The organism is Streptomyces tauricus, from assembly GCF_014650955.1.
GTDB classification, from domain to species: Bacteria; Actinomycetota; Actinomycetes; order Streptomycetales; family Streptomycetaceae; genus Streptomyces; species Streptomyces tauricus.
The window spans coordinates 262,725-283,756 of sequence record NZ_BMVY01000002.1; the positions used below are offsets into that span (position 1 = coordinate 262,725).

At 70.8% G+C, this 21,032-nt stretch carries 16 protein-coding genes; 4 read left to right on the top strand and 12 right to left on the bottom strand.

All coding sequences use genetic code 11. From position 1 onward, the window contains the following. Positions 1-65: 65 nt before the first annotated feature. From IE278_RS05810 to IE278_RS05830, 5 genes are all read right to left on the bottom strand, one after another. Entirely contained in the window at positions 66-3,389 is a 3,324-nt protein-coding gene (locus IE278_RS05810; protein WP_189769455.1) for a S8 family peptidase, read from the bottom strand. 150 nt (positions 3,390-3,539) lie between these two features. Next, positions 3,540-4,223 carry an ABC transporter ATP-binding protein gene (locus tag IE278_RS05815; RefSeq protein WP_189769457.1) on the bottom strand — a complete coding sequence of 228 codons (684 nt, stop codon included), beginning with the start codon at positions 4,221-4,223 and terminating at the stop codon, positions 3,540-3,542. 121 nt (positions 4,224-4,344) lie between these two features. Next, positions 4,345-5,829 carry an ABC transporter permease gene (locus IE278_RS05820; protein ID WP_189769459.1) on the bottom strand — a complete coding sequence of 495 codons (1,485 nt, stop codon included), beginning with the start codon at positions 5,827-5,829 and terminating at the stop codon, positions 4,345-4,347. Between the two features lie 184 nt (positions 5,830-6,013). Beyond that, positions 6,014-7,285, bottom strand: coding sequence for a L,D-transpeptidase (locus IE278_RS05825; RefSeq protein WP_189769461.1), 1,272 nt, complete (start codon positions 7,283-7,285; stop codon positions 6,014-6,016). A 210-nt stretch (positions 7,286-7,495) separates the two neighbouring features. After that, the gene (locus IE278_RS05830; RefSeq protein ID WP_189769463.1) at positions 7,496-7,837 is read right to left on the bottom strand and encodes a hypothetical protein; all 342 of its coding nucleotides are present in this window, start codon (positions 7,835-7,837) and stop codon (positions 7,496-7,498) included. A gap of 110 nt (positions 7,838-7,947) precedes the next feature. Here IE278_RS05830 and IE278_RS05835 point away from each other — a divergent pair, with 110 nt between their 5' ends. Then, positions 7,948-8,292: an LAETG motif-containing sortase-dependent surface protein gene (locus tag IE278_RS05835; protein ID WP_246569988.1), complete on the top strand. Its 345-nt coding sequence runs from the start codon at positions 7,948-7,950 to the stop codon at positions 8,290-8,292. Between the two features lie 107 nt (positions 8,293-8,399). Here the strand turns inward: IE278_RS05835 and IE278_RS05840 are convergent, their stop codons facing one another. The 4 genes from IE278_RS05840 to IE278_RS05855 all read right to left on the bottom strand — a co-directional run bounded on the left by IE278_RS05840 (position 8,400) and on the right by IE278_RS05855 (position 13,323). Beyond that, positions 8,400-10,001, bottom strand: coding sequence for a DEAD/DEAH box helicase (locus IE278_RS05840; protein ID WP_189769465.1), 1,602 nt, complete (start codon positions 9,999-10,001; stop codon positions 8,400-8,402). Positions 10,002-10,141: 140 nt separating this feature from the next. Beyond that, positions 10,142-10,345, bottom strand: a complete 204-nt coding sequence (locus tag IE278_RS05845; protein ID WP_003969786.1) for a cold-shock protein — start codon at positions 10,343-10,345, stop codon at positions 10,142-10,144. Positions 10,346-10,535: 190 nt separating this feature from the next. Continuing rightward, positions 10,536-12,074: a histidine ammonia-lyase gene (gene hutH, locus IE278_RS05850; protein ID WP_189769847.1), complete on the bottom strand. Its 1,539-nt coding sequence runs from the start codon at positions 12,072-12,074 to the stop codon at positions 10,536-10,538. Positions 12,075-12,183: 109 nt separating this feature from the next. Beyond that, positions 12,184-13,323: a GGDEF domain-containing protein gene (locus IE278_RS05855; protein WP_189769467.1), complete on the bottom strand. Its 1,140-nt coding sequence runs from the start codon at positions 13,321-13,323 to the stop codon at positions 12,184-12,186. Positions 13,324-13,447: 124 nt separating this feature from the next. Between IE278_RS05855 and IE278_RS05860 the strand changes: the two genes are divergently transcribed. Beyond that, positions 13,448-14,296: an enoyl-CoA hydratase/isomerase family protein gene (locus IE278_RS05860; RefSeq protein ID WP_189769469.1), complete on the top strand. Its 849-nt coding sequence runs from the start codon at positions 13,448-13,450 to the stop codon at positions 14,294-14,296. Positions 14,297-15,191: 895 nt separating this feature from the next. Here IE278_RS05860 and IE278_RS05865 read toward each other — a convergent pair. After that, positions 15,192-16,340 carry an adenylate/guanylate cyclase domain-containing protein gene (locus IE278_RS05865; protein ID WP_373311926.1) on the bottom strand — a complete coding sequence of 383 codons (1,149 nt, stop codon included), beginning with the start codon at positions 16,338-16,340 and terminating at the stop codon, positions 15,192-15,194. A 443-nt stretch (positions 16,341-16,783) separates the two neighbouring features. Continuing rightward, a complete protein-coding gene (locus IE278_RS05870; RefSeq protein ID WP_189769473.1) occupies positions 16,784-17,701 on the bottom strand; it encodes a biotin--[acetyl-CoA-carboxylase] ligase in 918 nt (305 codons plus the stop codon). 153 nt (positions 17,702-17,854) lie between these two features. Here IE278_RS05870 and IE278_RS05875 point away from each other — a divergent pair, with 153 nt between their 5' ends. After that, positions 17,855-19,453 (top strand): acyl-CoA carboxylase subunit beta, encoded by a 1,599-nt coding sequence (locus IE278_RS05875; protein WP_189769475.1) that lies wholly within the window; start codon positions 17,855-17,857, stop codon positions 19,451-19,453. 26 nt (positions 19,454-19,479) lie between these two features. Beyond that, positions 19,480-19,689 carry an acyl-CoA carboxylase epsilon subunit gene (locus IE278_RS05880; protein ID WP_189769477.1) on the top strand — a complete coding sequence of 70 codons (210 nt, stop codon included), beginning with the start codon at positions 19,480-19,482 and terminating at the stop codon, positions 19,687-19,689. A 77-nt stretch (positions 19,690-19,766) separates the two neighbouring features. Here IE278_RS05880 and IE278_RS05885 read toward each other — a convergent pair whose 3' ends face one another. After that, positions 19,767-20,894 (bottom strand): SGNH/GDSL hydrolase family protein, encoded by a 1,128-nt coding sequence (locus tag IE278_RS05885; RefSeq protein ID WP_189769479.1) that lies wholly within the window; start codon positions 20,892-20,894, stop codon positions 19,767-19,769. Positions 20,895-21,032 lie beyond the last annotated feature (138 nt).

Below are 21,032 nucleotides of genomic sequence, written 5' to 3' on the forward strand. Positions count from 1 at the left end.
CTCTCTCCGACGGACCGTTCGTGTATTTCGGCGTTCAGCGAACCCTACGGCTCACGTGCGACCGCTCACTTCCCGTAGTACGCGTTGTAGATCGAGATCGTCGACTTGTTGCCCTTCTTGTCGGCGATCTTGGCGTGGAACGAGATCCCCTTGCCCTTGGCCGGGTTCGTGATCGCGATCTTGCCGCTCTTGACGGTGACCTTCTTCCAGGTCTGGCCGTAGTCGTACGACACGTAGACCGACAGGGACTTCAGGTTCGAGCCCGCCGCCGAGCCCTGGACGGTCACCGGGACGGAGACCTTCTTGCCCGCCGGAGCCCTGCTGTCCAGGCCGACGGCCGCGTCGAAGCGGATCGAGGACGCGGGCAGCTTGGCCAGGTCGGCCTTCTTGGAGCGGAAGGTCCAGCTGGCGTCGACGCGGGTGGAGGCCGCGGCGACCTTGACGGTGCGCTTGACCGAGGTCGTCAGCTTGTACGCGGCGTCACCGGCCGGGACCTTGAAGATGCCGTCCCCGACCAGCGGGTCGCTGTTCGAGCCGACCTTGGCGCCGTTGCGGTAGAGGGTCGTGGTGACCGACGAGTACAGCGAGGAGCCGGCGTGGGTCTTGCCGTCGGCGAACAGCGGCAGGTAGCCGTAGATGCCGTTGCCCTCGCGGTAGAGACCGAAGGAGGAGGTCAGGCGCGGGCCGAAGACCGCCGTGTTGAAGGTCTTCTCGTAGCTCTTGCCCGCCTTCAGGGTCTGCGGGGTGCCGAGCGTGTAGAAGGCCTCGACGAGCGGGAAGCCCCACTCGTCGACTCCGCCGTGCTGCTCGAAGTCGAGGTTCCACTTGACCCCGCCCGCCGTGGACAGGTGCACCGTCCGCGTGCCGGGCAGCGTCTGCTGGATACCGATCGCGGAGGAGCCGGAGCTGCCGGGCAGCGAACCCCAGGCGTTGATCGCGCCCTTCTTGCCGCTCGCCGAGGCGCCCAGACCGGTCTTCACCGTGGCCAGCTCGCTCGCCTTGTAGTGCTTGGTGTAGCCGGTGGCGAGCTGCTTGACCTTGCCGCCCGCGGTGGTGTCGTACTCCTCGGCGGGCTTGGCCCAGTGGCCGTCCCACTGCTGGTACAGCGTGCCGTCCGTGATCTGCGGACCGGCGTGCGCGGCACGGAAGTTGGTGTACGAGTCCAGCCACCAGCCGAACGAGTAGCTGCTGTTGCCGGCGTCCACCGTGTAGTCCGCGGAGGCGAACTTGGACTCCGCCGCCGCGTCGGGCACGGTGATGTCCACGGGCTTGGCGGTCCGCGCGTCCACCGTGATCGTCGCGTTCTTGGTGACGCTCAGCTTGGGCTGGGCCACCCAGTCGGCGCCCTTGGCGAAGTCCTCGGGGTCGACGAAGAGCGCCGAGTCGAGGATGTAACCGCCCTTGGGCACCCGCACCTTGACGGTGCCGGACGCGTCGTACGGCGAGTACCACTTCTCCTTGGCGAGGCCGGAGACCCCGGAGAGGTTGGTGTTGTAGTACTTCGCCGGGTTGCCGTCACGGTCGACGAACTTGAACGTGAGGTCGTACGACTCCACCTCGCGCTGCACCGCCGCAGCCGTGCGTACGCTCTGGCCGCCGCCGGTCGCCGTCACGTACGCGGAGTACGCGCCGTCGACCGTGCCGCCCAGCTTCGAGTTGGCCGTGAGGTCGGCGGAGGCCGTGCCGCCCGCCGGGACGGTCAGCGTCTTGGCGCCGAGCGTGAAGAAGCCGGCCGGAGCGGCCTGCCCCTTCGGGTCGGTGGCCGCCACCGTGAGGTTCAGCGTGACGTCGGTCTTCCCGAGGTTGCGGTACGTGACCTTCTTGGTGACCGGGGTGTCGTCGGTGTGCGGCCACTGCTGCACGCCGAAGCTCACCGACGACGGGTCGGCGACGACGGTCTGCTTGATGGCCTTGTCGACCTGGATCCGGCCCGAACCCTGCTGGAACGGCGTGTACTTGCCGCCCTTGGCGGAGCCGGTCAGCGCGCCCTTGAGCTCGGTGTACGTCCAGTCGGGGTGCTGCTGCTTGAGGATCGCCGCGGCGCCCGCGACATGCGGGGTGGCCATCGACGTACCCGAGATGGACACGTAGCCGGCCGGCTTCTCGCCGACCTCCTTGGCGATGACGCTGCCGGCCGCCGAGGCGGCCGTGATGTCCACGCCGGGCGCGGTCACGTCGGGCTTGATCTGCCCGTCGAGGCCGGGGCCCCGGCTGGAGAACGAGGCCAGTTTGTCCGCGTCGTCGACGGCGCCCACGGTGAGCGCGGCCTCCGCGCTGCCCGGGGAGCCGATCGTCTGCTCGCCGAAGTCGCCGTCGTTGCCCGCGGCGATGGCGAAGAGGATGCCCTTCTCCTTGGACAGCTTGTTGACCTGCGCCTCCAGCGGGTCGATGTCGGGGGTGTCCCCGCCGCCCAGGCTGAGGTTCACGACGTCGGCGCCCTGCTCGGCCGCCCAGTCCATGCCGGCGAGGATGCCGGAGTCGTCGCCGTAGCCGTTGTCGTCGAGCACCTTGCCGTTGAGCAGCTTGGCACCGGGCGCGACGCCCTTGTACTTGCCGGCCGACTTGGCGCCCGTACCGGCCACGATGGACGCGACGTGCGTGCCGTGGCCGTACTTGTCGGTCGCGTCGGGGGCGGCGGAGAAGTTCTTCGCGGCGACGACCTGGTTCTTCAGGTCGTCGTGGGCCGCGTCGACACCGGTGTCGAGGACGGCGACCTTGATGCCCTTGCCGTCGTACCCGGCGGCCCACGCCTTGTCGGCGCCGATCTGCTTGACGGACTTGTCGAGGCTGGCCTTGCGGACCCCGTCGAGCCACACGTGGGCTATGCCGGAGGCGGTGCTCGCGCCGCCGGACCGCGTGTCGGTGACCGCGGCCCACAGGTCGGGCGCGTCGCCCTTGGGCGTCAGCACCGCGTCCGCGTTCAGCGACGTGAGGGTCCTGCGGACCTTGGTGTCACCGGCCTCGCGGACGTCCGCCTTGGCCGCCGCCGCCGCGCCGCGGTAGCCGACGATCAGCTTGAGGCCCTGCTTCTGGGCCTTGCGGTTGGCCGCGGTGCTCAGCTCGGTGACGTCGAAGAGCCGCTGGTCGAGCTTGCCGCCGGCTATCAGCCGTGCCGCGTCGGCCGGCACGACGAGGGTGTGCCCGTCGGCCTTGCGTATCTGGACGGGTATCCCCTCGCGGCCCTTGGCCCGCTCCAGGCCGAGGACACGGCCCTTGGCGTCGACGACCACACGGTCGCCGGTGATCAGGGTGACGCGGTGCTTGGGCGTGGTCTGTACGGCCTGGTCGGCGGCCGTACGCTCGGCCTCCGCCGACGCCGGGCTGGTCATGCCCGCCGCCAGGGCCACGGCTGCCGCCGTGGCGATCGTGGCCGCGCACGCTCTCTTCACTTGTCTGCGCAAGTCTCCCCCTGGAGATCAGGTCCGGGATGAACCCCCGTTCATCCGGCCGGGGGACATCCCGTACGCATGCTCGCGCGTAACCCCCCGGAATACTCAGTATGCCGGGGGGTGAACTGGTGCTCAATAGCGTGGCCGCGGTCAGGAGTTGGCGTTTTCCCTGACGGTGATCCTCCCCTTCCGGATCGTGGCGACCCTGGGAGCCTTTTTCGCGAGCGCGGAATCGTGCGTGACCATGATGAAAGTGAGCCCGTGCTCCTTCCACATGGTGTCGAGTACGTCCATGATCTCGTCGCGCATCGACTCGTCGAGGTTGCCGGTCGGTTCGTCGGCGAGCAGCACCTTCGGCTGCTTGACCAGGGCGCGGGCGATCGCGACACGCTGCTGCTGGCCCCCGGACAGCTCGGCGGGCAGATGCCCGGCCCGCTCGGCGAGCCCTACGGACTCCAGCGCGGCGGCGGCCCTTTCCCGGCGTTCCCTCACCTTCACCTTGAGCGGTACGAGAGCGGTCTCCACGTTCTCCTGGGCGGTGAGGGTGGGAATGAGATTGAAGCTCTGGAAAACGAATCCGATGTTCTCGCTGCGCACGTTCGTCAGTTTGGTCTCGGACAATCTGGCGAGATCTGTTCCGTCCAGCTCGATGCTTCCGGAGGTGGGGCGGTCGAGGCCGCCGAGCATCTGGAGGAGGGTGGATTTGCCGCCGCCGGTGGGGCCCTGGATGACCAGGCGGTCGCCGTCCGCGATGGTCAGGTCGACGCCTGCGAGGGCGTGGACGGTGTCCTTGCCCCGCTTGTACTGCTTGGTGATGCCTCTTAGTTCGTACACGTGTGGCTCCTGGGCCGTTGCGCTCCGCTGGGGGCGCGGTGTCGGAGGGTGCGGGTCGGTCGTGGCTGGTCGCGCAGTTCCCCGCACCCCTGAGGGGCGCGGGGTGCCACACAGGTGTGGGTTACTCGACCCGGCGCAGCGCGTCCGCCGGGCGTAGGCGGGATGCGCGCCAGCCGCCGAACGCGCCGGCGATGAGGCCGCCCGCCACCGCGAGACCCACCGCGATCGCGATCGTGTTGAGCGCCACCGGGGCCGTGAGGGTCACATCGAGGGCCTTGGAGGCCGCCTGGCGGGCCGGGCCGCCCATACCGCCGCCACCGGGGCCCCCACCGCCGCCGGGGCCGCCCATGCCCCCGCCAGTGGAGCCGAGTTCGGCCTGGAGCGTCGGGCTGATCGCGGTGACGGCGTACGCGCCGCCGAGGCCGAGGGCTATCCCGAGGACACCGCCGACGAGCCCGTTGACGACGGCCTCCCCGACGACCTGGCGGGTGACACGGCCGGACTTCCAGCCGAGCGCCTTCAGCGTGCCGAACTCCCGTACGCGACGGGACACGGCCGACGAGGTGAGCAGTCCCGCGACCAGGAACGCGGCCACGAGCACCGCGATCGACAGCCACTTGCCCACGTTCGAGGCGAGGTCGGACGCGGTGGACAGGGACCCGGAGACGGTGTCCGCGAGGTCGGCGGAGGTCGTCACCGTCGTACCGTCGATGTTCTTCTGGATCGTCGACTTGACGGCGTCGATCTGCTGCGAGTCGGACGCCTGGACGTAGATCGTGGTGACCTTGTCCTTGGAGTCGCTGAGCGTCTGCGCCTGCTTGAGCGGGATGTAGAGGTTGGCCGCCGCGTCCCCGCTGTCGGGGGTCGCGATGCCTATGACCTTGTACTTGACGCTCTTGACGGTGACGGTGTCACCGAGGGCGAGTTTCTTCTCCTTGGCGTAGGACGTGTCGGCGACGACGACCTTCGCGTCGGTCTCGGAGGTCTTGAACGTACGGCCGCTGGTGATCTTCGAGGAGGTCAGCGGGCCCAGGTCGGGCTTGGTGACGTCCGTGCCGTACACCGAGTAGTTGTTGACGTCGAAGTCGGCGCCGCCGCCCTCGACACGGCCCTGCGGGGACTGCTGGGCGCCGGGGCCGCCGCCCTGCTGGTTGCCACCGCCACCGCCCTGCTGCTGGTCCTGACGGAACTCGCCGCGCTGGAACTGGCCGCTGACCTTGATGACCTGGAGGCTGAGCCCGCCGACCGCGTCCGAGACGCCCTTCTGCGTACCGACCTCGGAGACCGTGCTGGACGCGAGGGTCTGGAAGCCCTGCACCATCACGCGGTCGCTGCTCTGCTCCTCGTCGGAGTCACCGTCCTGGGCGTCGAACCGGAAGCGCGGGCGCTCGCCCGTGCTCGACTGGGCCTGGGCCGCCTTGGTGACCGTCATGTCCGTACCCAGCCCGTACAGCGACTGGAGGACCTTGCCCTGCGCCTTCTCCATGCCGGACGACACGGAGCTGACCACGATGACCAGGGCGATGCCCAGGGCGAGTCCGGAGGCGACGACGAGCGCCGCCTTTCTGCGGCGGCGCAGTTCGCGCCTCAGATAGGTGAAGAACATGGCCGCAAGCTAGGGACGCCGCGTGATGGAGGGATAAGCCCCGCATAAGAGAAGGATGAGAAGGCTGTGCAGAACCCCAGAACGGCCCCCCGATGCGCTGTGCGGGCCTGCGGAACGCTGTGAAAACGCCGAGGGCGGCTGCTCGTGAACGAGCAACCGCCCTCGGGACGAGGTGGGTTCGGGGTCAGACGGCCGAACCGGCCTTCCAGGCCGCCCAGTCCAGGTTCCAGCCGTTGAGGCCGTTGTCCGGGGCGATGGTCTTGTCACCGGTGTTCCGCACGTCCACGACGTCACCGACGATCGAGTTGCTGTAGAACCAGCCGCCCGGGGACTTCGTGTCGTTGGCGCCCTTGGTGTCCGACAGGCCCACGCAGCCGTGGCTGGTGTTGACGCTGCCGAAGATGGACTTGGCGCCCCAGTAGTTGCCGTGGATGAACGTGCCGGAGTTCGACAGACGCATCGCGTGCGGGACGTCCTTGATGTCGTACTCGCCCTTGCCGTCGTCGTCCGTGAAGCCGACGGTCGCGCCGTTCATCCGGGTCTCCTTGAACTTCTCGGAGATCACCATCTGGCCCTCGTACGTCTTGTTCTCGGGCGAGCCGGCCGAGATCGGGATGGTCCGGATCGTCTTGCCGTCCTGCGTGACCTTCATCGTCTTCGTCTTGGCGTCGACGATCGAGACCTGGTTGCGGCCGATCTTGAAGGTGACCGTCTTCTGCTGCACTCCATAGACACCGGAGGCACCTTCGACACCGTCGAGGTTGAGCTTCAGGGTGACGGTGGAGTTGCCCTTCCAGTACTCCTCGGGGCGGAAGTCCAGGCGGTTGGCGTTGAACCAGTGCCCGACGACCTCCTGGCCGCTGGTCGAGGAGACGGTGATGCCCTTCTGGACGTCCGCCTTGTTCGTGATCGCCTTGTCGAAGTTGATCGAGACCGGCATGCCGACGCCGACGGTGGAACCGTCCTCGGGCGTGAAGTTGCCGATGAAGCTGTTGGCCGGGGAGACCGTCGTGAACGACGCGTTCTCGTGGGCGGCGCGGCCGTTGGAGTCCTTGGCCGTCGCGGCGATCTTGTAGGCGGTGGCGCGCTCCAGCTGACCGCTGGGCTTCCAGCTCTTCTTGTCCGCGGATATCTCGCCTTCGACGGCGGCACCGGCCGCCGTCTTCATGGTCACTTCACTCAGTGTGCCCTTGGTCACAGTGACCGCGGCGGCGCTGTTGATGGAGGCGTTGTCGGACCCGTCCTTGGGCGTGATCTTGATCTGGGCCTCGGACGTCTTCTTCGCCGCCGCCTCGTCGACCTTCGACTGCGAGGAGCCGTCACCTTCGTCGTCGCCCTTGGGGTTGTCGCTGCCCCCTCCGCTGCACGCAGAGAGCATCAGCACCCCGCCGAGCAGTGCGGACGCGACCGTGAGGCCCTTGCGCCGCTTACTGACCGTCATCACACGCTTCTCCATCGTTGCCGAATCCCCTGAACCACGAGAGTCCCCGTAACACCAATTAACGCTACGACCGGTTCGTCCCGTTCCACATCCATCACGGGTGTGGGGCATGCCACGTCGTTCCACAGGGATACGCCTGGTGCGGGTGTCGGTCACTGCGTCCCGTGAGACGACGAAACCCCGGGTGGCGGTTGCCGCCCGGGGCCATCAATCTCCCACGCGGTGTCAGCCGGTCGCTTCTTCCTCGTCCGAGGCGTCATCATCCTCGTCCAGGTCCCAATCCGGCGAATCGGGGTCGTAGTCGATGTGCTCGCTGCTCCACGAGGCCTGGGCGAGTTCGACCCCGGGCACGTCCGCGACCAGGTCGAACGGGTCGACGAGGTACGCGAGGGCCTCGGCCGTGTTGTGCGTCACGGTGCTCTCGGCGTGGGCCCGCTCGTCGGACGGGATCTCGGCGTCCTCGGCCATGCGGCTCAGTGCCGCCTTGGTCAGCGCGTTCTCGTCGTCGACCTCGACGACCAATTCGACGTGCAACCGCACAAAACGTGATGTCTCAGGTGTGCTCATACACCGGAGCGTACGGCTCTTGGGCACCGTGACTTTCCCGTGACCCGCACCTTTCACTAACATCGCCCCACACGGCCAATTCGCCAGCGTCACAAGGGGATCGATATTCCGTGTCCGCACGTCGATCGTTGCTGACCGCCACCGCCGCGGGGACCCTCCTGGGTGCCCTGTGGTTCGTTCCGTCCGCCAACGCGACGGACGACAGGCCGGCGGAGCACAGAACGCAGACAACGACCACGACGGTGGTCCGCACCGCGGCACACACCTCCACGGACACGTCCGCGGAGACCGCCACGGAGGAAACCGGCACGACCACAGAGGAGACCCAGACCCGCCTGGCCGACACGGGAAGCTTCGACACGACCCCGTACGTGGCAGGCGGCACCCTGTTCCTGGCCCTCGGGGCCGGGTTCGTCGTCTACTCGGTGCGCAGGGAGCGCCTGACCGGGTACTGAGCCAGGAGAGGCCGCGCCCCGCGAGGGGATCCTCGCGACCGGCCACGCCGAACCCGCGGCCGGCCGCCGCCGCTCGGCGGATCCCCCACCCCGTCAGACGTCAGGCGTCAGGCGGACCGACGCCCGCCACCCTGCTGCCCACCGCGCGTACGCGCCGCGGCGGTTCCGCGCCCACGGGACGCGCCCCCGCCGCCGGACCGCGTACCGGCGGACCGCGTACCGGCCGCGGCCGCCCCGCGGCCACCACCGCCACCGCCGCCACCGCGTCGCGCCCGGGGCTTCCCCTGCGAAGGCTGGGGGGCCGCGGACTCCGGTACGGGGATGACGACCGGGACGCCGGACGGCTCGCGCGCGCCCGTGATCCGTACCAGCTCGTCGTCGCTGGACTTGATGCGGGCCGTGTGCGGGCTGATGCCCGCGTTGGCCATCAGCTGGGTCATGTCGCGCTTCTGCTCGGGCAGGACCAGCGTGACCACGCTGCCGGACTCCCCCGCGCGAGCGGTACGGCCGCCGCGGTGCAGGTAGTCCTTGTGGTCGGTCGGCGGGTCGACGTTCACGACGAGATCGAGGTCGTCGACGTGGATGCCGCGCGCCGCCACGTTGGTGGCGACCAGAGCGGTCACCAGGCCGGTCTTGAACTGGTCGAGCGTGCGGTTGCGCTGCGGCTGGGAGCGTCCGCCGTGCAGGGCGGAGGCCCGTACGCCGCTGGCGAGCAGCCGCTTGGTGAAGCGGTCCGCCGAGCGCTTGGTGTCGACGAAGAGGATGACGCGCCCGTCACGGGCGGCGATCCGCATCGCGACGGCCTTCTTGTCCGTCTCGTCGGCGACGTGCAGCACGTGGTGCTCCATCGTCGTCACCGCGCCGGCCGAGGGGTCGACCGAGTGCACGACGGGGTCCGTGAGGAACATCCGGACGAGCTTGTCGATGTTCTTGTCCAGGGTCGCCGAGAACAGCATGCGCTGCCCGCCCGGCTCGACCTGGTTGAGGAGCGCCGTGACCTGGGGCATGAAGCCCATGTCGGCCATCTGGTCGGCCTCGTCGAGGACGGTGATGCTGACCCGCGCGAGGGTGCAGTCACCCCGGTCTATCAGGTCCTTCAGGCGTCCCGGCGTGGCGACGAGCACCTCGGCACCGCGCCGCAGCAGGGCGGACTGCTTGCCGATGGAGAGCCCGCCGACGACGGTCGCGAGCCGCAGGTTCACGGCCGTGGCGTACGGCGTGAGCGCGTCGGTGACCTGCTGCGCGAGTTCACGCGTGGGCACCAGGACGAGCGCGAGCGGCGCCTTGGACTCGGCGCGGCGGCCTGCCGTACGGGCGAGCAGCGCGAGGCCGAAGGCGAGGGTCTTGCCCGAGCCGGTGCGGCCCCGGCCGAGGATGTCGCGCCCGGCGAGGGAGTTGGGCAGGGTGGCGCCCTGGATCGGGAAGGGGTCGGTCACACCCTGGGCGCTGAGGGTCTTGCCGAGCGCGGCCGGCATGTCCAGCGCGTCGAAGGACTCGACGGAGGGCAGTGCGGGCGTGATCGTCTGCGGCAGGGTGAACTCGCGCGGCGGCGCGGCCTGCGCGAGGGGCTTCTTGCGTACGTTTCTGCCGCCGCCGTTCGCGGAAGCCGCGGGGGCTCCGCCACGTGTGCCACGAGAGCCGCGGGAACCCCGGGAATTCGCAGGCCGCCCGCCGCCGGTGGGTCGTTCAGGACGTTCGGATCGAGTCATGCTGGATCTGGAATTCCTTCCTGGGCCGCACGGTTTCCCGTGCCTTCACGGTTTCCCGTGCTCTGGGGCACACGGACAGCACAAGCCGGGGCCCGCACCCGAAGGTGCGGACCCCGGCTCGCGTGATGCGCGTCCCGGAATTAGGCGGGAACGATGTTCTCCGCCTGCGGGCCCTTCTGGCCCTGCGTGACGTCGAAGGAGACCTTCTGGCCCTCCTGCAGCTCACGGAAGCCAGAGGTGGCGATGTTGGAGTAGTGGGCGAAGACGTCGGCGCCGCCGCCGTCCTGCTCGATGAAGCCGAAGCCCTTTTCGCTGTTGAACCACTTCACGGTGCCAGTAGCCATGTCATTTCTCCTTGGATAGGTGTGGCTCCCATCCGGAAATGACCGGAAAAACAAAACGCGCCTGAGAGAGAATCCTTTCAGGCGCACAAGTTAATGGGTACCAAAAACGTTTCGCTATGAACCCTAGCACACGAAACGGCGGGGCCGCCGTGACCGACACGACAGCCCCGCCCGACGAACGGGATCCCCGTCAGGACAGCGGGCCCGTCACCGTTTCGACGGCCGCGACCAGGTGGCCGCCGCGCACGAAGGCGTCCGCTGCGGCCAGGTCGGGGGCGAGGAAACGATCCGGCCCGGGGCCCGCCACCCCGGCGGCCCGGACGGCCGCGAGGGCGGCCCGCGTGGCAGGTGCCGGGGTGAGTCCGGCGCGCAGCTCGACGGCGCGCGTGGCGGCGTACAGCTCGATCGCGACGATCCGGGTCAGGTTGTCGACGGCCGTACGGAGCTTGCGGGCGGCCGACCAGCCCATCGAGACGTGGTCCTCCTGCATCGCGGAGGACGGGATGGAGTCCGCGGAGGCCGGTACGGCGAGCCGCTTCATCTCGCTGACCAGGGCGGCCTGTGTGTACTGGGCGATCATCAGGCCGGAGTCGACGCCGGCGTCGTCCGCGAGGAAGGGCGGCAGGCCGTGCGAGCGGTTCTTGTCGAGGAGCCGGTCCGTACGGCGTTCGGCGATGGAGCCGAGGTCGGCCGCGACGATGGCGAGGAAGTCCAGCACGTACGCGACCGGGGCGCCGTGGAAGTTGCCGTTCGACTCGACGCGCCCGTCGGGCAGGACGACCGGGTTGTCGACGGCCGCGGCCAGTTCACGGTCGGCGACCAGCCGGGCATGGCTCATGGTGTCGCGCCCGGCACCGGCCACCTGCGGGGCGCAGCGCACGGAGTACGCGTCCTGCACCCGCGGCGCGTCGTCCTGGTGATGCCCCGTCAGCTCCGAACCCTTCAGCACGGCCAGCATGTTGGCGGCGCTGACGCTCTGGCCGGGGTGCGGCCGGATGGCGTGCAGTTCGGGCGCGAGGACCTTGTCGGTCCCGAGCAGCGCCTCCAGGCTGAGGGCGGCCGTGATGTCGGCGGACTTGTAGAGGTTGTCCAGGTCGGCGAGGGCCATGATCAGCATGCCGAGCATGCCGTCGGTGCCGTTGAGGAGGGCCAGGCCCTCCTTCTCGCGCAGCTCGACGGGCTCGATGCCGTGCTCGGCGAGCAGTTCACCGGCCGGGCGGACGACGCCGTCCGGCCCCTCGGCGTCCCCCTCCCCCATCAGCGTCAGGGCGCAGTGGGAGAGCGGCGCGAGGTCGCCGGAGCAGCCGAGCGAGCCGAACTCGTGGACGACCGGGGTGATTCCGGCGTTGAGGACGTCGGCCATGGTCTGCGCGACGGACGGCCGTACGCCGGTACGGCCGGAGCAGACGGTCTTCAGCCGCAGGAACATCAGGGCCCGTACGACCTCGCGTTCGACGCGCGGCCCCATCCCGGCGGCGTGCGAGCGCACGATGTTGCGCTGCAGCTGCGCCCTCAGCTCCGGGCTGATGTGCCGGGTCGCGAGGGCTCCGAAGCCGGTGGAGACCCCGTACACGGGCTCGGGTTTGGCGGCCAGCGCCTCGACGATCTCGCGGGCCGCGGCGAGCGCCGCCACCGCCTCGCCGGAGAGCTCGACCCGGGCGCCGCCGCGCGCCACGGCCAGCACGTCGGACGCGGTGACCCCGCTCGTCCCCACCACCACAGAGTGCATATCCATATTCAGGAGCGTACGCAGTGAATGCGATGATGTCACTAGTGGATACGGGTTGGGGCCCTTACATCTCGGTCACACCAAGACCCCGTGGCTGACCGCGACCGGCCTACCGTCGCCCTCGGAACCGGCGCCGTTCGGCCGCCGGGGGCGGGGGCGCGTCGGCGAGGCGTACGACGGGGTCGTCGGGGCCCTCACGGCCGGCGACGACGGGCTTCGTGGCACGTACGGCCTTGGCGCGGTACTGGGCCGCGTCGGCGAGGCGGAAGAGCCGGCGGGCGGAGTGGACGGGCCCCAGCGGATTGCCGGTCGAGGCGACCCCGCACGCGACCCCCTCGCCCAGCTCCAGCTCACCGGCCCGGCGGCACAGTTCCTCGGCGACGCGGACCACCTCGTCGGCGGTGGGGCCCACCGCCACCAGGCAGAACTCGTCACCGCCGAGGCGGGCGGCGAGCGTGCCGGGGAGCATCGCGCCGCACAGGGACAGCACCGACCCGAAGCGTTCGAGGAGCCGGTCGCCGACGGCGTGCCCGCGGGTGTCGTTGACGCGCTTGAGCCCGTTCAGGTCGCACACCACAAGGCTCACGACGACGCCCTGCGCGCGATGGCACTCGATGGCCTCCTCCAGGCGCATGTCCACGGCCCGGCGGTTGGCGAGACCGGTGAGCGCGTCGGTGAAGGCGAGCCGCCGGGCCTCCTCCAGGCGTTCGGTCTGCGCGATCCCGGCCGCGACCACGGAGGCGAGGACGGTCGCGAAGTCGGCGTCGGCGCCGTCGAAGACGGGCGCCCCGGCGGACCGGGCGACATACAGCTCGCCCCAGGCGCGTCCGTGCAGCACGACCGGCGCGACGACACAGCAGCCGCGCCCGCGCCGCCTCAGCGCGGCGACCCTCTGATGGCAGTATTCGGCGCCCCCCGCGGCCGGACCGTCCGCCGTCTCGACCCAGGCGTTGGGCTCGCCGCCCGCCCAGCGCTCATGCAGGAACTCGGTGATCTCGGGGAACTGATGCACGGGGTACGTCTCCCGCTCCGGGAACTCCTCCTCGCCCGGGGCCCGCTCCCCCGTGTTCACCAGGACCCGCAGCCGCCCCAGCTGCCGCTCCCACACGGACAGCGCGGCGAAGTCCCCGCCCAGCGCCCGGCGGGCCCCGTCCGCCGCCGCACGCCACGACTCGCGCGGGGCGTGCGCGGCGGCCATGCCCTGCGCCAGCGCCACCACGGCCCTCAGTCGCACATCGTCACCACCCATTACCCTAGGTTAGGTAGGTTTGTACGACTATGAGAGGTCGAAGCGGCGAACAGGGGTTTCCCCGCGGACGGCCCGCTGAGATGATCGACCCCGCAAGTTAACTGACGTTAACCGGGAGGGCGACATGCCGGAGCAGGCCGACGACCAGCGCCACCACGACCAGCAAGGCGACCAGGAGTCGACGCGGCGGTTCGGGGAGTACGTGGCAGTGCGGCGCCACGCCACCTACGTCGCGGAACTCTCCCTGGACCGCCCCAAGGCCATGAACGCCGTGTCGTCCGGGATGGCCCGCTCGATCGCCGCGGCGTGCGAAGCGCTGGCCGCCGACCGGGACGTACGCGTGGTGGTGCTGACCTCGACCCACGAGCGGGCGTTCTGCGTCGGCGCCGACCTCAAGGAGCGCAACTCCCTCACGGACGCCGAACTGGTCCGCCAGCGGCCGGTCGCACGGGCCGCCTACACGGGCGTGCTGGAGCTCCCGATGCCCACCGTGGCCGCCGTGCACGGCTACGCGCTCGGCGGCGGCTTCGAACTGGCCCTGGCCTGCGACCTGATCGTGGCGGACGGCACGGCCGTGGTGGGCCTGCCCGAGGTGTCGGTCGGCGTCATCCCCGGCGGCGGCGGTACGCAGCTGCTGCCGCGCCGGGTGGGGGCGGCGCGGGCCGCCGAGCTGATCTTCTCGGCGCGGCGGGTGGAGGCCGGGGAGGCGCGGGAGCTGGGGCTGGTGGACGTCCTGGTCGACGAGGGGTCGGACCGGACGGAGGCGTTGGCGCTGGCCGCGCGTATCGCCGGCAACTCGCCGGTGGGGTTGCGGGCCGCCAAGCGGGCGTTGCGGCTGGGGCACGGGCTCGATCTCCGGGCCGGCCTGGAGATCGAGGACGCGGCGTGGCGGTCGGTGGCGTTCTCCGGGGACCGGGCGGAGGGGGTGGCGGCGTTCAACGAGAAACGCCACCCGCAGTGGCCTGGAGAGTGACCTCTTCTCGCCCCCGCCGCCCCTACCCGTTCCCGTCACGTACTCGGGGGCGCTGCCCCCGAACCCCCGCTCCTCAAACGCCGGAGGGGCTGAGGTGTCGCCGGACGGGCGTATGTCTTTCAGCCCGTCCGGCGTTTGAGGACAAGGGGGCGAGGGGGCGCAGCCCTCATGCGTGGACGGGAACGGGTAGGGGCGGCGGGGGCGAACCCCTCATTCGGGTGACCCGCCCCCACACGCCCCCGAACCCCCCACCCCGTGCATAACCTGCGCACCCGGGGGAGGGACCCACATGACGAAGACGGACACGCCGGCGACGGCGACGGACACGGCGCCATCCACCCGCGGCCGCCACCGCAAACCCCGCCCCCACCGCACCCTCCTCACACTGGCCGGCCTGGCCCTGGCAGCAGGCGCCCTGAGCATGCTGCGCCTGGCGACCCCCACCCCCTCCTCGGCCGACGGCGAACGCGTGGAAGCCACAGACCTGGACCCCACCGCATCGGCCACCCCGGAGACCCCGGAGGCCCCAGCACGGCAGAACACGCCGCCGGAACCGCCGACGACCACGCCACCCTCCAGCGCGCCCCGCACACCCCCACCGATCCCGACAGCACGGGCGCAGGCACAGCAACAGTCAGCAGACCCCGCAGCCACCTATACCCCCCGCACCCCCACCCGCCGGGTCACCACCCCCACACCCACACCACCCGAGCCGCCCCAGCACCCCGCAGCCCGACAACCGGCCCCGCAACCCCCCACCAAGCCCCCCACATCGCCGGCCTCGCCAAACCCGCCGGCCGGCATCTGCGTACCGTTCGTGGGCCTGTGCGTCGACCCCGGCAGCCCGCAGAGGTAGAGGTGCAGAGGTAGAGGTAGAGGTAAAGGCAGGAAGCCCTCAGTTGCGGCGGCTCATCAGCCACGGCTCGACCACGCCGAGCCCACGCACCGCCCGCTGCCACATCGGCTGGAGCCCGAAGCGGTACGCCGGCGGCTCCTCGCCCTCCTTCTCCGCGGCGACGGCCTCCTCGACGGCCACGGCCTCGGAGGCGGGCGCGTCACCCGTGCGGATCAGCTCCTCCGCGAACGCCCCGTCGACCAGGACCGCGTCCTTGGGAGCTATCGACGTGAGCCGCGACGCGAGGTTCACGGTCGTGCCGAACACGTCGCCCATGCGCGTCGTGACCGTGCCGAACGCGATGCCCACCCGCAGCTCCGGCATGGTCTCGTCGTTGGCCATCGTCTCGATGAGGCGCAGCGCGATCTCGGCGGCCACCCCCGCGTCGTCGGCCGCGTACAGCACCTCGTCGCCCAGGGTCTTGATGAGCCGGCCGCCGTGGGCGGCGACCAGGTCGGCGGCGGTGGTCTCGAAGGCCTCGACGAGTTCGCCGAGTTCCTCCTCCTCCATGCGCCGGGTCAGCCGGGTGAAGCCGACGAGGTCGGCGAACCCGACGGCCAGGCGCCGGTCGACCATCTCCTCGTCGTCCGCGGCCTGCACGACCCGCCCGGTCGCGGCGGCGAGCTGGCGCCGCCAGACGTAGATCAGGAACTCCTCCAGTTCGGGCAGCAGCAGCTCGATGAGGGGATACGTGACCTCGGTACGCGTCATGCCCGGCTCGGGCGGTTCGGTGAGGCCCTCCAGGAAGGAGTCGATCTGCCACTCGGCCAGCCGGGCCGTCGTCTGGCCGGTGGAACGGGCCACCTGGACCGCCATCGCCTCGCTGAGCAGCCCGGCCTCGACGAGACCGGCCAGCCGCCGCAGGGCCAGGACGTCCGCCTCGGTCAGCGCCTTGGCCTGGCCGATGTCGGCGAAGCCCATGGCCCGCCAGAACCGGGAGGCCAGCTCCATGGAGACACCGGCGCTGCGGGCCGCCTGGAAGGGGGTGTAGCGGCGCTCGGCGCCGAGGATGAGCTGTTCGAGCCGGAGAGCCAGCGGGTCGCCGTCGGACTCGGCGCCGGACTGGTCGGTCCGCCCGTCCGGCCCACCCGCCCGGCCGTCCTGCCCGACGGTGCGCCCGTCCGGTCCGCCCGTCCGGCTGTGCTGCACGTCGGTGCGGCCGTTCTGCACGTCGGTCCGGCCGTCCTGCGCGTCCACTGGGTCCTGTTCCTCTTCCTCCACGCGCGCGTGGAGCTCGGCGCGGTCGACCCGCGCGGCCGCCGTGTCGGCGACAGACCCGGCGGCACGCCCGGGCTCCCCGTCGGAGGCGGGGTCACCCGTGCCCGAACCGCTGTCGTCGACCGTCACGCCTGCTGCCCTTCCGATCTGCCGCGGTCAGGTATCGACCGGCCTCAACTCTACGGCAGGTGTGCTGTGGCTCACTCCCGACTTCCGAGGCCGGACGGCCCCTGACCCACTCCGTCCCCGTACGTCCGGCGGCCCGCTCCAGGGCCGCTCCCTGTCGTACGGCCCGGGTGCGCCCCTCGCTCACCACCAGCACGAACGGGCGCGGATCACGCGGAACGCCCCGTGTACCCCGCTGGGCGCGTCCGTCACTCGTTCCCCGGGGATCCCGCCGGGCGCAGGTGCACGATGTCCCCGGCGCCGACGGGCTGCTGCACCCCTTCCGCGGTGGCCAGCACCAGCCGTCCGTCGCCGTCGAGGGCGACCGCCTCCCCGGTGATCGACTTGTTGCCGGGCAGTTCGGCCCGTACCTCCCGGCCGAGGGTCGCGCAGCCGGCGGCGTAGGTGTCCTGGAGGCCGGACGCGGCCGGGTCGCCGCCGACACTCCGCCACTTCTCGAACCACTGTTCGAGCGAGCGGAGGACGGTCCGCAGGATGGTGTCCCGGTCGGTGGTCGCCGCGCCCGCGAGGGCGAGCGATCCGGCGCCCGGCACGGGCAGTTCGTCGGCGCGGAGCGTGACGTTGATGCCGATGCCGACGACGACCGCGTCGGCACCGGCGCGTTCGGCGAGGATGCCGCCGACCTTGCGTTCCTCGCCCTCGACCGTCACCAGCAGGTCGTTGGGCCACTTCAGTGCCGTGTCGACGCCGGCCGACCGCGAGAGCCCCGTCGCCATCGCGACCCCGGCGAGCAGCGGCAGCCAGCCCCACCGCTCGACGGGTACGCCGGTGGGCTTCAGCAGGACGGAGAAGAAGAGGCCCGAGCGGGCGGGCGCCGTCCACCGCCGGTCGAGGCGCCCCCGTCCCGCGTCCTGCTCCTCGGCGACCAGGACCGTGCCCTCCTCCGCCTTGCCGTCCACGGCGAGGGCGACGAGGTCGGAGTTGGTGGAGCCGGTACGGGCCACCACCTGGACGTCGGACCAGAGCCCTCCGCGCCCCCCGTCACGCCCTCCGTCGCGTACGAGCGCGCGGCGCAGCGCCACGGCGTTGAGCGGCGGACGCTCCAGGTCGGACCACCGATTGCTGTGCGCGTTGCTGTTCGCGTCTGAGTCATCTCGCGGCGTCATGCAACCCACCCTAGGTGTGGTAAACGCCGCACTGCCGAACGGTAGGCACGCCACTACGCTACGGATGAGTAGCCAATCCCCCATCTGAGCCCAACCCCCTTCTGAGCACCTCACCCTCACGTCCCCACTGAGCAGGCAGGGAGCCGCATCCCGATGTCCGAGCCGGAACAGCAGCATGAGATCGACATCCACACCACCGCGGGCAAGCTCGCGGATCTGCGGCGCCGCATCGACGAGGCGACGCACGCCGGCTCGGCGCGTGCCGTCGAAAAGCAGCACGCCAAAGGCAAGTTGACGGCCCGTGAGCGGCTCGACCTGCTGCTGGACGAGACCTCCTTCGTCGAGTTCGACGAGTTCGCGCAGCACCGCTCGACGGACTTCGGCCTGGAGAACAACCGGCCGTACGGGGACGGGGTCGTGACCGGTTACGGCACGGTGGACGGCCGTCCGGTCGCCGTGTTCTCCCAGGACTTCACGGTCTTCGGCGGCGCGCTCGGCGAGGTCTTCGGCCAGAAGATCATGAAGGTGATGGACTTCGCGCTGAAGACAGGCTGTCCGGTCATCGGCATCAACGACTCGGGCGGCGCCCGTATCCAGGAGGGCGTCGCGGCGCTCGGCATGTACGGCGAGATCTTCCGCCGCAACACGCACGCCTCGGGTGTGATCCCGCAGATCAGCCTGGTCGTCGGCCCGTGCGCGGGCGGCGCGGTCTACTCCCCCGCGATCACCGACTTCACGGTGATGGTCGACCAGACCTCGCACATGTTCATCACCGGCCCCGACGTCATCAAGACGGTCACCGGCGAGGACGTCGGCTTCGAGGAGCTGGGCGGCGCGCGCACCCACAACGCGGTCTCCGGCGTGGCCCACCACATGGCGGGCGACGAGAAGGACGCGATCGAGTACGTCAAGTCGCTGCTGTCCTACCTCCCGTCGAACAACCTCAGCGAGCCGCCCGCCTTCCCCGAGGAGGCGGACCTGGCGACGACGGACGAGGACCGCGAGCTCGACACGCTGATCCCGGACAGCGCGAACCAGCCGTACGACATGCACACGGTGATCGAACACGTCCTGGACGACGCCGAGTTCTTCGAGACGCAGCCGCTGTTCGCACCGAACATCCTCACCGGCTTCGGCCGCGTGGAGGGCCGCCCGGTGGGCATCGTCGCCAACCAGCCCATGCAGTTCGCGGGCTGCCTGGACATCGACGCGAGCGAGAAGGCCGCCCGCTTCGTGCGCACCTGCGACGCCTTCAACGTGCCCGTCCTCACCTTCGTGGACGTCCCCGGCTTCCTCCCCGGCGTCGACCAGGAGCACACCGGCATCATCCGCCGCGGCGCCAAGCTGATCTACGCGTACGCGGAGGCCACCGTCCCCCTCATCACGGTCATCACCCGCAAGGCCTTCGGCGGCGCGTACGACGTGATGGGTTCCAAGCACCTGGGCGCGGACCTCAACCTCGCCTGGCCGACCGCCCAGATCGCCGTGATGGGCGCCCAGGGCGCGGTGAACATCCTGCACCGGCGCGCCATCGCCGCCACCCCCGCCGACGAGCAGGAAGCCACCCGGGCCCGGCTGATCCAGGAGTACGAGGACACCCTCCTCAACCCCTACACGGCGGCCGAGCGCGGTTACATCGACGGCGTCATCCTGCCCTCCGACACCCGCGCCCACGTCGTACGCGGCCTGCGGTCCCTGCGGACCAAGCGGGAGTCCCTGCCCCCGAAGAAGCACGGCAACATCCCCCTCTAGCACGCCGGTCGAGAACGGGAGCGGTCATGAACATCAAGGTCGTACGGGGCAACCCGACCCCCGAGGAGCTGGCCGCCGCCCTGGCGGTGGTCCGCGCCCGCGCCGCGGCGGCGGCCACGGCACCGCCCGGCGCGGCGGAGGAGAGGGACGCGTGGTCGGACCCGTCCCGCCTGGCCCAGACCCGTCTGCCGGCCCCGGGCCCGCAGGCATGGGCCCACACCTTCTGGCCCCGGTGAGGGGCTTTTAGGGGCCGCGGGGCGGCGACAAACAGCGGCTCCGCCGCGGGGCGCGACCAGCCGCCGCCGGCCCGCGGTCAAAGAACGTCCGCCACGACTTCGGCCATCACCTGATACCCCGCGTCATTCGGGTGCAGGTGATCGCCGAAGTCGTACGCGCCCCGCAGCGCGTCGGGCGCGCCGGGATCCCCGAGCGCCCGGTGCAGGTCGGCCACCGCGTCGTACTCGCCCGAGCGGCGAACCCACTCGTTGAACTCGTGGCTCACCTTCGCCGCCCGCTCCCCCCAGTGGTCGGACCCCGCGAAGGGCAGCAGCGTCGCCCCGACGACCCGTACGCCCCGGCCCCGCGCCTGCCGTATCAACTCCCGGTGCCCGGCGGTCAGCTCACCCACCTCGACACGCGGCGCGGGCCGGTACGTGGGCTCCGCCGCCCCCTCGCTGAAGCCGATGTCGTTGAGCCCGAGCAGCACGACGAGGGTGTCGACGCCCGCCATGCCGAGCACGTCCCGTGCCAGCCGGTGTACGCCCTTCTCCCCGTACCACGCCGAGTCGTTGAGCAGCAGGTTCCCGCCGATGCCGGCGTTGAGCACGGGCCGCTCGGTGCGTGCGGCGAGGGCGTCGGACCATCTGCGGTTCGCGCCGGGCGTGGAGCCGAACCCGTCGGTGATCGAGTCGCCGAAGAGCGCCACACCGTCCGTGCGCCCGGCGGAGACATCAACTCCGGACAGGAAGTACCAGGACTCGGTGGTCTCGTCGAAGCCCTCGCCCGCGGTGTCCGCGAGGAGGTCGCCCGCGCCCCGGTAACTGGTCGCGAAGGCCTGCGCGTGGAAGGTGGCGGGCCCGCTGACGGCGTCGAGGTGGAGGGTGACGGTCACCGACTCCCCGGCCGCCACGGCGAGTTCGGCCGCGTCGCCGACGGTCTCGCCGCGCGCCGGGATCTCCACGGCGGCGGCCCCGCCGAAAGTGAGCCGCACCGGCTCGGACCGCAGGGCGGCGCCGAGGTCGGCGCGGGCGAGGGTCGCGCCCGCGATCCGCAGCGGTGAGGTCCCGTACGCGTTGGAGAGGCGGATACGGACGCGGTCGCCGCCCGCGGAGAGGCGGACGACCTGCCGCAGGGACTGGCGCCAGAAGCCCTCCTGGGACCAGTTCGGGGTGAAGCCGGTGCTGGGCGACTGCGGAGAAGCGGTCCAGGCGGTGGTGAACACGGCGGTTCCCTCCAGTTCCTCAGCCCCTAAACGGGACTGCAATCCCTTTAGTGATGCCGGGAACGGTAGCAGGGATCGACCGACTAACGGAACAACAGACCCTTTAGGTCAAGATGAGTACGCGTACTCAGGCGCCCG